General features: G+C 52.3%; 8 protein-coding genes. All 8 read right to left on the bottom strand.

The annotated features are described in order from the left end of the window. Positions 1 to 183: 183 nt before the first annotated feature. A complete protein-coding gene (locus tag ACYVGO_RS15270; RefSeq protein WP_460970021.1) occupies positions 184 to 2235 on the bottom strand; it encodes a hypothetical protein in 2052 nt (683 codons plus the stop codon). A 33-nt stretch (positions 2236 to 2268) separates the two neighbouring features. Continuing rightward, on the bottom strand, positions 2269 to 2952 hold the full coding sequence (locus tag ACYVGO_RS15265) for a short chain dehydrogenase (protein ID WP_460970020.1): 684 nt from the start codon (positions 2950 to 2952) through the stop codon (positions 2269 to 2271). Between the two features lie 25 nt (positions 2953 to 2977). Continuing rightward, a complete protein-coding gene (locus ACYVGO_RS15260) occupies positions 2978 to 4093 on the bottom strand; it encodes a PLP-dependent cysteine synthase family protein (protein WP_460970019.1) in 1116 nt (371 codons plus the stop codon). 37 nt (positions 4094 to 4130) lie between these two features. Further along, positions 4131 to 5003, bottom strand: coding sequence for a c-type cytochrome (locus tag ACYVGO_RS15255; protein WP_460970017.1), 873 nt, complete (start codon positions 5001 to 5003; stop codon positions 4131 to 4133). A gap of 224 nt (positions 5004 to 5227) precedes the next feature. Beyond that, positions 5228 to 9343, bottom strand: a complete 4116-nt coding sequence (locus ACYVGO_RS15250; RefSeq protein WP_460970016.1) for a hybrid sensor histidine kinase/response regulator transcription factor — start codon at positions 9341 to 9343, stop codon at positions 5228 to 5230. An 809-nt stretch (positions 9344 to 10152) separates the two neighbouring features. After that, complete coding sequence (locus ACYVGO_RS15245) at positions 10153 to 10974, bottom strand: alpha/beta fold hydrolase (protein WP_142774901.1); 822 nt, start codon at positions 10972 to 10974, stop codon at positions 10153 to 10155. Positions 10975 to 11291: 317 nt separating this feature from the next. Further along, entirely contained in the window at positions 11292 to 12872 is a 1581-nt protein-coding gene (locus ACYVGO_RS15240; RefSeq protein WP_460970015.1) for a Na+/H+ antiporter, read from the bottom strand. A 27-nt stretch (positions 12873 to 12899) separates the two neighbouring features. Then, on the bottom strand, positions 12900 to 13370 hold the full coding sequence (locus ACYVGO_RS15235; protein ID WP_460970014.1) for a nuclear transport factor 2 family protein: 471 nt from the start codon (positions 13368 to 13370) through the stop codon (positions 12900 to 12902). Positions 13371 to 13384 lie beyond the last annotated feature (14 nt).

Genomic DNA, 13384 nt, shown 5'->3' with positions numbered 1-13384 from the left:
AGGATGCAAGGCGGATCGTCCGCGCCTAAGGACAGGCCAAAACTAGGAAGCAGATACCCCGTCAAACGATAACAAATGATCCAAATCCGATAAGAAATGATCCAAAATGATGCCTAGAGGGCTGTCAAGACGGGTTAAGTGAGCGCAGTTCAGGATTAGTATAGGAAACGATCGCCAGGCCACTTACAAGCCGGTAATAATACGGGCGTACACATTATTAGTCGGGTTACCGTCATTGGCTACGTTGACCGTAATATTGGACAAACTGCCCGAGTTGGCACTGGTTCGGGTCATGCTAAAGCCCAGAATCAACTGACTATCGGCACCAATGCCTTCTCCCGAATTGATGGTTAGGGTGAGCTGCTGATTACCTATGTTATTAGTCACATGAAACTTGCTATTCTGGACAGCAATGGGAGTATTGCCCCCCCCTGACACCAGAAGGCTGGTAAGGGTGTTGGAAAAGGCCAGACTATAGCCTGTCGGGGCAGTTAGGGTAATGACCACCGTCCCGATAGCCGTTGGTACGTGTCCCACTTCATAGAGGTTGATAGTAAAGTTGCGGGTAGCCTCGGGTCCACTGGCGGCAAAGTTGGCCTGGGGCAGTGTTAGTGTGGGCGACAGATCGGGGGTACGTACGGTGACCATCGAGGTAGCAGTGCCCGAACAGTCTCCAACGGTACCCGTCACGGAGTAGGTGCCCGCCGTACTGACCGAAATACTGGCCGTCGTTTGTCCGGTTGACCACCGGTAATTAAACGATTCCGAAGCAGTCAGGGTAGCCGTCTGTCCCTGGCTGATGGTCAGTGAGGGGTTGACCGTCAGAATGGGACTGGCACTGGGCCCGCCTGGGGTAGTGGTCAGTATGCCTGTGTTATTGGCAACATCAAAATAGCCCCCATTGAGGTTTCGTATTACCCCTGAATTATTAGTAATTAGGCCACTACAGCAAGGCGCATACTCAATGATGAAACCGGAGTTGTTAAACTGGGTATAGTTATGGTATTCGTCTGGCCGGTTAGCCCGGCGTACAAAATAGTGGCTTACGTTGCCATAGCTCTCTATATAAGCGTCACAACCGGTGTTGTAAAAATTGCCTACATTACGAATACCATTCAAGCCGACTTGTTCGATGGCTCCGATAATAATCTGACCCTTGTTGGTAAACTCGGCATAGGTATCGATGCCAGGGCCAGCGAGCTGTGGTATACGGTCAGGATAAGGATATATATCATCAGAAGGATCACTTAAACCAATAGTCCTGTTATCCTCGTTCTTCAAGGCAAGGTTGGTTGTGCGGTCAATGGCGATAACTCCGCCCGGATTGTTGTTGAATGTAGTCTGATTATAGAGTCCCCAATAGGCTGCTTGTGCGACGCTGCCAATCGTAATTCTGGCTGCGTTGTTAACGAGGCCAGTGTTCCACATACCAAATTTGGACGTTCGGTCAATGCTGATAATTCCACCCGCACTATTGTCCAGAGAGCCCAGGTTATAAAATCCAACGAAACCCACCTCTACAGTGGCTCCGATGGAAATCTGAGCCGCGTTATTGAATATATAACTGTTTTCCAGGCCGTACCATGATGTTCCGTTAATGGAGATAACACCCTCTGGATTATTATCGAAGCGAGCCGCGTTTGCCAGCCCTATGATTCCCACCGTTGTATTGGCCCCGATGATGATTTGCCCTGAGTTCGTGAATAGCCTTCCTGTAGTAGCACTGTTTTGCAAACCATAGGCAGTTGATCGGTCGATAGCGATGCCCCCACCCGTTTCGTTGGAGAAGCTTCCCTTGTTTATAAGTCCATATCTACCTACCGCTGACGTGTTGCCAATAACTAACTGCCCCGCGTTGGTGACCGTGCCGCTCGTGTAGAAAGCCGTTGTTTGGCCGCTACCAAAGTCCCTGGAGCCGTTTAAGGTTAGCTTACCACCACTGGTAATACTCAGTGAAGCTCCGCTCTGTACTTCTACCGAACCAGCTAGAGCCGAGACAGTTAGAACGGGCTGCTTAGTAGCACTAGCGGCAATCACTACATTGTCGCTGGCCGTAGGAATGCCAGCCGGGCTCCAGTTGCTGGATGTGTTCCAGTTCGTCGTCGTCCCGACCCAGGTTTTTTGCGCCTGCGCGTTTAACCCAGTCAGCAGTAAAAGCAAGCCCGACAGAAGACTGCCCAACAAACGTGCATAGACGTGTCGTGGTTGACGGGTAAATGTGTACTGTTGTTCCATAGCGTGTAAGCGGATAAAAAAGGGCGGTTAGTTTTAAATAACGTAGTTGGTCAGACTGGTATCACGGCTATCCTGATCATCGGTACTACTATCGGTCAGGCCAGAGCTATTGGCTGGAGCGTAGCCGCTTACAAAAACTGCCGTTCCATTCTGGCCGCTCTCCACGGCTTCCAGATAAGCTCTGGCTACAGTGGCCGCCGTTGGGTATTGGGTGCCATCCAGACCAAATAAACCAGCCGTTTCGGCCACAAGCGGGGGATGAACAATCACCAGCCTTCTGTCCTGGGTCATCTCCAGTGCAGCCGCCCGGACAAAGCCTTCCAGACCGGCATTGACCATGGCCACCAGCGACGTTCTGGGCCAGGGCGTATAGGCCAACATGCCCCCCGTCATCACCAACACGCCATGGGGCCGCAATCGGGCGATTCCTTTTCGTGCCATATTAATCTGGCCCATCAGCTTGCTTGATAGCGTCAGCTCAATCTGCGAATCGGTCAGTTGATCCAGGGAACCAAAGGCCGCATCACCGCCAACAATCAAAATGGCGTCCAGGTCGCCGATCTGCTCGTAAAAGGCATCGATACTGGCCAGCTCGGTGAAATCAACGCTGGGCTGCGTAGAACGGGATGCTCCGATAAGTGTAAACCCCTGCTTGGTAAAGAGTTGAGCGACGGCTGTGCCAAGGGTGCCCGAGGCTCCGATCAGTAGGACGTTCATAAGGTATAGATTATTGAGGTACCTGCTAAAACACTCCTGGTCGGTCAACCAGCAAGCGGCTAATGGGGCGATAATCCGTGAACTCGACGTTGGGGGCGATATAGCCGGGTCTGATTGGTTCTTTCCGAACCAGGTCGGTGCTCAGGTATTTTTTGTTGCAATCGCACAAAACCGTCACCACGCGGGCTTCGGGCCCCATTTCCCGTTGGAGCTTAATAGCCCCGACCAGGTTGGCACCCGACGAAATACCCACAGCAATCCCCAGTTGGCGGGCCAGTTGCTGGGCCATCAGGATCGCGTCGCCATCGCTGACCTGGACAACCTGATCCAGTTCGTCCAACTTCAGAATGTCGGGAACGAACGCATCAAATAAGCCCTGAATCCGGTGCGCGCCGGTCTTGTAGCCGACCGATAACGTGGGCGATTCGGCAGCTTCGAGCGGATGAACACGAATAGCCAGGTTTCGGGATTTCAGGTAACGGCCTACCCCCATGACCGTCCCCCCCGTACCGACCCCGGCCACAAAGGCATCCGGTATAACGTCGACGCTTTCCAGCTGGCGCCAGATTTCGTGGCCCGTGGTCAGGCGGTGGGCTTCCGTATTATCTTCGTTGGCAAACTGGCGGGGCAAAAAAACGCAAGGATCGCAGGCGGCCATCGCTTCTGAGTGGTGAATAGCGCCCATGAACCCGCCCTCTTCCTGGGTAAACAGCACGACGTCGGCTCCCAGACTGCGAATGATGTCAATCCGTTCCTGGCTAACACCGGCGGGCATGATAATGGTAACAGGGTGCCCCAACGCCTGGCCTATGGCCGAGAAGGCAATCCCTGTACTGCCGCTGGTGGCTTCTACAATCCGGTCGCCCGGACGGATCCTGCCTTCCCGATACGCCTGATACAGGATATGAAGCGCCATGCGGTCTTTCATGCTGCCGGTCAGGTTGTACTGCTCACATTTGACGTAGAGCGACCGGGGCTTTCCCTGATCGGTATAAAATACTTCCAGCATGGGCGTGTTGCCGACCAGGTGCCAAAGCCGTTCAAACTTTTTCTGAACAGCGGGCGTCAGCGTCGTGGCTGGTGACGAAACGTCATCCGCAACCTGCGTAAACCGCTGAGGATAGTGGAAAATGGTGTGCATAGATCGGTGTCTGGGTTGGGTTAGGTGCATCTTACGTTCAGTTTAGCTCGTGTAGAAACAGATAAATAGCTTTCAATTCATCGTCGGAATAGGTGAAGGATTTAACCGGCATATACGGGCTTAGCACACGCCCTTCAGGAGTTTTGCCGGTATGAAACACCTGGACAAATTCCTGCTGTGTCCAGCTGCCCAGGTGGCCGGTCGATGAAATGTCGGGGATAGGCGGCTGTTCGGGCGAATGGGAAGGCGCTCCTTTGTAACTGGCCGTATGGCAGCCCGTACACGTCACGGCCAGGTATTTCCCATAATCGGCATTGATGGCCGGTTTTACCTCGTCTACATATGTAGCGGTATGATCAATTTCTTTGGCGGGCAACAACGGAAACTCACCCAAAAACGTCAGAATCCGCCCCAGTGGTTTGATTGATTTTGGTGGAGTCGTTTTATCGACTGGTGGCTGCTTTTTAACGTAACTGATCAGGGCGGCCATATCCTGGTTCGACAAGCCGCAGATCTCATGCGAGGGCATAAACCAGAGTGATCTGTTGTCTTTTCCCAGGCCATGCCGGAGCGCCCGAATCCAGTCCTGATCGGTGTACTGAATTCCCCCCTTGCCACTCGTAATATTCGTGGCCTGGATGTAGCCGATTGGTGAATGTTCATCGGCGAATACTTCACCTGTTGCCAGATTAGCCCCGTGACAACCCAGACAACCCCGGATCTCGGCAATGTGTCGGCCAGCGATATACTCGGCTGAGTCGTCGGGAATAGGGAGCGGCTGGAGGGTTACCGCATACACTTTATGAATATCCGCTTCGGTTTTGGCATAGACAATACCATAAAAAAGCAGGAGCAGCAGAACCAGACTCCCCAGGGCAAGGCTGGTCCATTTGAGGATTTTTTTGACCATGGTGATCGCGAATGAACACGTGAAAACGTACTGCTTATCGTTTCTGAAAGACCAGGTCAAAAGTAGAGGGCGGGTGGTACGGGGAACGATAACAAATGGTCCAAATCCGATAAGAAATGGTCCAATAGACACCAAAGCATAAAATGAGTCAGTTCGCTGAACTGTGCTTCATACGCCATATCTTCGAGATATGGCGTATGAAGCACAGTTCAGCGAACTGACATTCAGGCTTGAGCGGCAAATTCACTGGGGCTCTGCTGATACAGTTCCCGAAAACATTTACTGAAGTAGGCCGCACTCTCGAAACCCACCTGATAGGCAGTCTCGCTCACTGAAACGTTGGAGCGTAGTAGCTGGGCCGCTTGTTTCAGGCGGTAATTGCGGAGCAGTTCATGGGCCGTCAGTCCCGTCAGGGCTTTTACTTTGCGGAACAGGTTGGTGCGGCTCATGCCCAGTTCGCTCATCAGTTGGTCGAGGCCAAAGCCCGAATCGCTCAGGTTGGCCTCAAACAGGGCGTATAAGCGAATCAGAAACGGGTCTGTGGTTTCGGGAGATGGCGGAGGGGAAGCCGGATCTGGATTACGCAGACTGGCCTGTACCCACTCCCGTTGCCGCTGTTTACTCACCAGCTGATTGCGCACCCGGAGTTGAAGCTCCGTGATCTGAAAAGGCTTGGTCAGGTAGTCATCGGCCCCCAGCGAGAGCCCCGCCAGCCGATTCTCCACCGACGACTTGGCCGTTAGCAGAATAACGGGAATATGACTGGTGCGCAGGTCGGTTTTCAGTTGATTACAGAGCGTGAAACCGTCCATCAGCGGCATCATCACATCCGAGAGAATCAGATCAGGCATCTGCTCCAAGGCTTGCTTCAGGCCATCCTGACCATTGACGGCCCGCTGGATGCGGTAGTTGCGGGGCAGACTTTCGGCAATAAAGCGAGCCAGCTCATCATTATCCTCCACCACGAGCAAGCGGGGGTGATCTGATTCATCCGAGGCTTCCCCGATGTCGTCGCTGGCTTCCCGGTGCCAGTGGGTGGCTCCGTCCGGTGCATTGTCCGACGCATCAACCCGGCGGTAGGGCAACTCCACCACAAACGTAGTGCCCTGGTTTAGCTGGCTCTCGACTGAAATGTGCCCCCCCTGTAACAGAACCAGTTCCTGCACCAGCGCCAGACCAATGCCCGTGCCGGGTATAGCCGTTGTATCACTGGCCGACCCAATCCCGCTCTGACCGGTGCCAGCTCCCCGGACGGGCTGGGGCGATACCCGATCAGCCGTATCACCCACTTGATAAAAGCGGTCGAAAATATGAGAGAGATGCTCAACCCCAATGCCAACGCCTGTATCGGCAACGGTGAGTAGGATAGGCCCCGACGCTTCTGTCAACGTTACGGTAATCGTACCAGCTTTGGTGAACTTCAGCGCGTTGGCCGTCAGGTTATAAACAATCCGTTCCAGCTTTTCGGCGTCGAACCAGTAATCGCCCGTTACCTCAGACGTAAATGTCAGATGGAGTCCCTGCATGGCGGCCTGATCAGTTAAAGGATTGAGCCAGTGCTGGACAAACTCAGTGAGGTTCCCTCTCGACTCGTGGATGGGCATGACGCTGGCTTCCAGCTTGGACAGGTCCAGCAGTTGATTGATCAGGCCCAGGAGTTGATGGGCGTTCTGTTCGATCGTTTGCAGTCTTCGCCGATTTTTAGGGCCCGGATTCTCGCTGGCCATCTGTTCGGTGGGACCCAGAATCAGCGCCAGGGGTGTCCGAAACTCGTGGGTGATGTTGGTAAAGAAGTTGGACTTCATCGTATCGACGGCCCTGAGCTGGTCGGCTTCCTGCTGGCGGAGCTGAATGGTTTGGTTGAGTCGGATTCGATTCAGGTACACCTGAAGTAAAGCCCAGGCCATGCTTAAACCGATCAGGGCGTACAACCCGTAGGCCCACCAGGTGGCCCAGAAGGGCGGCTGAATGGTAATGGCCAGTTTGCGCACGTACCGGCTCCATCGATCCGAGGTGTTAGATGTATTGAGCAACAAGACATAATCGCCCGGTGGCAGGTTGGTATAATTAGCCTCGGGCCGGTTCGTCTCCTTCCAGGCATCTTCCAGACCTTCCAGGCGGTAGCGATACCGGTTTTTGGCGGGTCGATTGAATTGCAGGGCGGCAAATTGAACGGTCAGGTAATTCTGGTTATGCGCCAGAGTGAGCTGGCTAGTAGCCTGGATAGGTAACGTACCCAGTACGGAGGTACCCAGTACGGAGGTTTCCACTAAGGATCGGTTGGCGGACGTCGTGGCGTCTGTGCCGTCTGGCTCTGGCAGATCAGGCTGAACAATCTGATTGTTTACCTGAAGCTCGGTTAATTCAACTCGTGGCTCAAAGGTATCCTGACCGATCTGGCGGGGATTGAATAGGGTGAATCCTTCCAGACCACCCATCAGGATGTTTCCCTCGGGGAACCGGACGTAGTGGTAGCGGTTAAACTCGTCGGCCATAATACCGTCATCCCGCGTAAAGGTTTGGGTGGTAAAGCTCCGGCGGTTCATCCGGCATAAGCCTTTGTTGGTACCCATCCACAAATACCCATAGCGGTCGGGCAGAGCCGAGTAGACGACGTTGTTGGGTAGACCCTGAGCCTGGGTAAACCGGCGAAACCGCCCCGTTCGTTTATCGAATAGACACAACCCACTACCAAAGGTACCAATCCATAGCCGATTGCCATCAGCGGGATCGGCCGACAGGCAGTACAAGGTATTGCTGCTCAGGGAGGTGGCATCGCCGGGCCGGTTGACAAATTGCCGGATCTCGCCATTGTGGCGGTCGAGCCGCCAGAGTCCCCCCACCTGACTGGCCAGCCAGAGCGCCTGCTCATCGACCACCAGTTCGGTAATGGGACCCGAAGATAAGCTAATAGGAATTGGGTAGGGAAACCGGTTCCAGCGCCGGGTCGGCTCATCGAACCAGAACGCCGTTGAGTGATACACCGCCCAAACGCAGCCCTTTGGATCGGTGGTCATGGGGAACGGGATCATTGTACTCCCGTCCAAGTAGCGCAAGCGGATGGGCAAGGGGAAATGCCCGGCCTGGCCCGTTTCCCGATCCAGCCGGTAGAGGTCCGAGGTGCCTACATTGAACCAGAAACAGCCGGCCCGGTCGAAGGTCGATCGAAAATTATAGTTGATCAATCCCCGCAGGCTGGCCAGTACCGCTGGGGGAACGGGGGGTAGTCCCAGCGAATCGCGGGTGAGCAGGTCCCAATAAAATTCATGTTGATACCGGTGCTTCTGAAACGGGCTCGGCTGAAGATTGTAGGTGCGGATACCAGCTCCCGTGGTGCCCATCCATAAGACATTGGTCCGATCAACGAGCAAACTCCGGCACTCATCGTTGGGCTGGTCCCAGTGGGCCACGAGTTGGACACCCTGTTGGTCGGTAAACCGAAACAGGTTCTGTATCCGACCGAAATAGACCGTTCCCTGCCGGTCGATGGCCGTATGAGCGCCTAGCCAATCGTTCCCCTGGGCGGGTAATCGATAGGAACGCAACTGGCCTGTACGGGGCTGTAGCAGGGTCAGATAGTACCTGGAAAAGAGCATAAGCTCGCCGGTCGGTCGAAGCCGAACGGCGCCTAACGAATCTTCGGGCAACGACTGGGCCTGGCCCGGCTGGTGTCGAATGTGGGTAAACCGATGGCTGGCTTCTTCGAATCGGTCGAGCCCGTTTGACGTAGCCAGCCAAATCGTCCCATCCGCTCCTTCCAGAAGATCGTTTACCGAATTGGTAATAAGGGAAGCAGCTTGCCGGGGTTGGTGACGGAACCACTGCCCCTGTTTTTTGGCCACATCCCAGCAAAGAATGCCAGTGCCAAACACTACTAACCAGAGCCGATCCTGTCGGTCAATGCGAAACTTATACGCAGTGCCGGGTTTGACCAGTCGGCGAAAGGCGGCCTGCCGGGAGATATTGGTGAAGGTTTCCGTCCGTGGGTCGAAGACATCGATATCCATCCGCTCGGAAAGAATCCAGATGCGTCCGTGCCGATCCAGTTCAAGTTGGTTGAGTCCGGCAAAGGAGAGCGAGGGGCGTCCGTCGGGGTCGGGTTGAAAGACCTTAAACCGCTGGCCATCGTAGCGACAAAGGCCGTCGCGGGTGGCGACCCAGATAAATCCCTGTTTATCCTGAAGAATGGAGGGCACAAAGGCCTGGGGTAGTCCCTGGCGGTCGGTAATGACCTGAGGCTGGGGTAAGCGAAACGACTGCGCTCGCAGACTGCCCGATGAGGCCAGCAGGCTCATCAGACAGACCAGTGTACGTATAATTGACGGTATGGATAGAGTCATACCCGTTCAGCAAGCTCAAGCTACGTCGTCTGCTGTGACGTGTAGCCTACAGGCATCGCTAGTTGTTTATGGGTTAGTTGAGTAACGCTTGAAACAAAGCTAACTTTTTTTACACTACACTCGGCCTTCCCGAGCTTAAAAATGAGTGAGAGTACATATGTACGTACGGTGTCTACAGGTAGGCGTATTTCGCATGACATTTCCTGGCTATGCTTGCCACTGACTTATCCTGAGTAGTCCCAACTATATATTAAATTAGATAACAACCCCTTGTATAAACGATTTAGGCTTAGAATAGGCGTTGATTGAAAAGTATTCAGAAAAACGTCCTTTTGTGGGCAATCCACGCCATTGACATCGCCCAGGTGCCCCGGCCGGTTTTTGCGACAATCTCCTCCATAGGTGCTTGTTTCAAAGCCACGCTGTCCGATTGGCAAATGAAGTAAAATCCAGCAGGGTGGCCTATGCGGTGTCAATCATAGCTTTGCTGATGATCGCCATTGCTGTGTTTATTGAAAGTTCGCACGCCACGGGTCGCCCCGCTCAAAATTCACATGGCTGCGGGGATTTTTCATGAAGTTTAAAACAGCTTCATCTTTATAATCAATAAATTCATTCAGGAAACCCACCGATAGTTTTCCTGACAACACATATTATCAACGCGTATTGAAATTGCGGGATAACTCCAATGACGACCAGGGGTCAAGATAACGATAGTCCTGGCCATCAACTGTTAACGCATCAAAAGAGCTGTCAATAAAAATAATGACAGCTCTTTTGATTTAATTTTGGCCTAATCTATTGATTCATTATGAATTAATAAAAGCCAGTAGGTCCGCATTAATGGTATCCGCTTCAGTGGTGGGCATACCATGGGGAAAGCCCGGGTACGAAATTAATTTCCCATGTTTTAGCAATTTAACCGCTTTTGCCCCGGAAATGGGAAAAGGAACGATCTGGTCATCTTCGCCATGCAGGACCAGAACTGGTATATCCACACCTTTTAGATCTTCCGTAAAATCGGTTTCTGAAAAAGCCTTGATACCATCATGATGGGCTTTTATGCTTCCCATCATGCCCTGACGCCACCAGTTATCCCGAATGCCCTGCGAGATGGTTGCCCCCTCCCGATTGTATCCATAAAATGGAATCGTAAAATCCTGGAAATATTGGGGGCGGTGTTTAGCCGTTCCTTCCCGTATTTCGTCAAATACCGACATCGGAACACCGTCAGGGTTGGCTTCTGTCTGGACCATTAGGGGTGTAACCGCACTTATCAGCACCGCTTTAGCAACCCGGCCCTGTCCATGTTTGGCCACATAATGAATCACCTCGCCACCGCCCGTTGAATGGCCAATGTGGATCGCATCTTTTAAATCAAGAAATTGGACTAGCTCCGCCACGTCGGCAACATACGTGTCCATATTATGACCCTCAGATGTGTGCGATGAACGGCCATGCCCCCGGCGATCATGGGCAATCACGCGAAATCCACGCGCTACGAAGAACATTAATTGTGTGTCCCAGTCATCGCCCGATAAAGGCCAGCCGTGGTGAAACATAATAGGCTGTCCTGTTCCCCAGTCTTTGTAAAAAATTTCGGTACCGTCTTTTACTGTGATCTTGCTCATGATTGTAGGATTAAACTATTGAGAGTAGATAAAAATTAGCGATTGGTATTCTTGGTTTACAAAGCCATTCCCCTTCATTGATCAGGTTAACCGGCAGTTAGTATTGCCTTCAATCAAGGAGTAGTTGGGTCTTGACCTGGTTATTTTCGTCAGAACAAAACTACAGCCAGAAGTCCTTTAGACAGCGGTACAAACAGATGGTATTCCAGTAAAAAGAGAGGATCATAAAACAAACTTTTCAGGTATAATCTGCTATACGATCCGGATCACAAAGTATTTCCGAAAGCTACCAGGAGTCTTCTTTAAATGGTAATCTTTTATGTATCAGCCCGTTGCACCTGTATCTCTTCCCGATCCAGTTCGTTTTCTAATTCATGGAACAAGTCAACATCAATCAATTGGTCATCCCGTAAGGATAATAACTCAGCCCGTTGCGCCTGAATGGATGATAAGGTCAGTTTTTGACTGAGTTGATGCTGAGACAACGTCTTAGCGGAATCGCTTCCTTCAAGCGCATCAACGCGTTCCTGATGTCGGTCAATGATTTCCTGGACAGTGTCTCCGCTAAGCCCTTCCTGATCAATTACACGATGAATCACCGTCAGCGCTTTACGGGAAAGCCGTTTACGGATCTCCCGGCGGGATAAATAGTCGGTGGACGGCTGACCGAATTGTAAAGCCCGAATCACAACAGGTAGCATACTCCCCTGCCCGACCAGCGTAAAGAGGATCACACAAAACGTAATAAACAGGATTAGATTCCGGCCGGGGCATGGAAGGCCATTAGGAAGTCGTTCAGGTATCGACAGGGCAGCCGCCAGGGATACAATGCCTCGCATGCTGATATACGCCAACAGCGTCGTGTGTTTGTAAGACGGAAACACAGGCGCAAGGTGCAACACCTTTCGTATCCGGGTAGAAACTGTATCCGCAATAAAGATTCCCAGGAAGCGGATTGCCACGGCGGTCAGGCTAATAAGTAGTCCGAACCAGGCGAGTTGCCCCAGCGACTGCCCTTTGATTGAAGCCACCACATGCGGCAGTTGCAACCCAATCAAAATAAAGATTAGCCCATTCAGCAGCACAACGACAAAGTCCCAGACCGCTACTGCCTGCATCCGTGTGGTTGGGCTATGTACGCTTGACTGCTTATGGCCTAACAATAATCCCGCCGTAACCACACTAAGTACCCCGCTTAACTGAAGATGTTCTGCGGCAATATAAGCCGAGTAAGCCGTCACAAACGTCAGCACTGTTTCCAGCGCGGGTTCCAGATTGCCGTACTTATGCAACCAGAACGATAAATAACCAATAACAAGTCCGGTACCAACTCCGCCCCCGGCTAACCAAATGAAATCCAGTAGCGAATTGGTCAGTGAAAAGCGCCCGGTATTCATGGTGGCCAGGGCCAGTTGAAAGAGTACTAATGCGGTTGCATCATTAACCAGACTTTCGCCTTCGAGAATAGCGACAATTTTTCGGGGAACTGCCAGCGTCTTCATAATCGCTGTAGCGGCTACGGCATCGGAAGGCGAAACGATAGCTCCCAGTAGTAAGCCCGTAGCCAGCGTAAAGCCGGGAATAACCGATTGCGCTACGTACGCTATACCCACGCTGGTTGCCAGCACCAAGCCTAGGGCGAGCACAACGACAGGCTCTAAATTTCGGCGAAAGTCGCTCCAGTTGGTATACCAGGCCGCACTGTAGAGAATGGGTGGTAAAAAAACCAGCAGCACAACCGAGGAGTCTAACCCTACGTTTGGCAGACCGGGAATAAAGCCAATAAGCAAGCCGCCTACCGTCAGTACTATCGGAAAGACCAGATGTAGTCGCCGGGCTATCAGCGCCAGCCCGATAACAAAAATCAGTAGCAGTAGAACCGTTTCGAGTGGATGCATGCCTGGTTTAAGTAGGTGTGCTAGGTGTTAGGGCAGGTTGCTCCCGTTCGCCGTACTATGCCCGTTTGGCGGGAGATTAGGGCCTCTATTCGCCTGTTGCAATCGGTTGAGGAGTTTGGCAGAATCCCAGCTAAATGCCCTCAATTCAACTACCCGATCATCTTTTATTTGCCAGCAGTGGACAAAAGGAACAACAGCGGGTTCGTTGTCTGCCAGAAGTTTACCTTCAAAAAAACCGGTCGTAATAACAGCGTTTTGTTGAGGATCATTTTCCGGCATGAAATACACGAGCGAATGCACGCTGAGGTTTTCACAAATCGTGTAAAGGCTGGACATCATAGTTAAAAAACCACTTCTGCCATGGTATTCATTACTGGTAAGGCCATTCTCAGCGATATATAGCACAATTTTCTCATCCAGCACGGGCAGTATTCGGCTTAGGTTGTTGTCCGAAAAAACACCGTAAACTACTTCGATTAAATGCCTGGGAATAGCCATATCAACAAGAGGTA

The sequence above is a fragment of the Spirosoma migulaei genome, from assembly GCF_054776855.1.
The sequence above is the reverse complement of the archived record's forward strand: the minus strand, read 5'-3'. Positions and strand labels throughout refer to the sequence as shown.

Bases quoted from the DNA above. Each gene is read 5' to 3' on its own strand.
- ACYVGO_RS15270 (WP_460970021.1), bottom strand. From the start codon at position 2,235: ATGGAACAACAGTACACATTTACCCGTCAACCACGACACGTCTATGCA.
- ACYVGO_RS15265 (WP_460970020.1), bottom strand. From the start codon at position 2,952: ATGAACGTCCTACTGATCGGAGCCTCGGGCACCCTTGGCACAGCCGTC.
- ACYVGO_RS15260 (WP_460970019.1), bottom strand. From the start codon at position 4,093: ATGCACACCATTTTCCACTATCCTCAGCGGTTTACGCAGGTTGCGGAT.
- ACYVGO_RS15255 (WP_460970017.1), bottom strand. From the start codon at position 5,003: ATGGTCAAAAAAATCCTCAAATGGACCAGCCTTGCCCTGGGGAGTCTG.
- ACYVGO_RS15250 (WP_460970016.1), bottom strand. From the start codon at position 9,343: ATGACTCTATCCATACCGTCAATTATACGTACACTGGTCTGTCTGATG.
- ACYVGO_RS15245 (WP_142774901.1), bottom strand. From the start codon at position 10,974: ATGAGCAAGATCACAGTAAAAGACGGTACCGAAATTTTTTACAAAGAC.
- ACYVGO_RS15240 (WP_460970015.1), bottom strand. From the start codon at position 12,872: ATGCATCCACTCGAAACGGTTCTACTGCTACTGATTTTTGTTATCGGG.
- ACYVGO_RS15235 (WP_460970014.1), bottom strand. From the start codon at position 13,370: ATGGCTATTCCCAGGCATTTAATCGAAGTAGTTTACGGTGTTTTTTCG.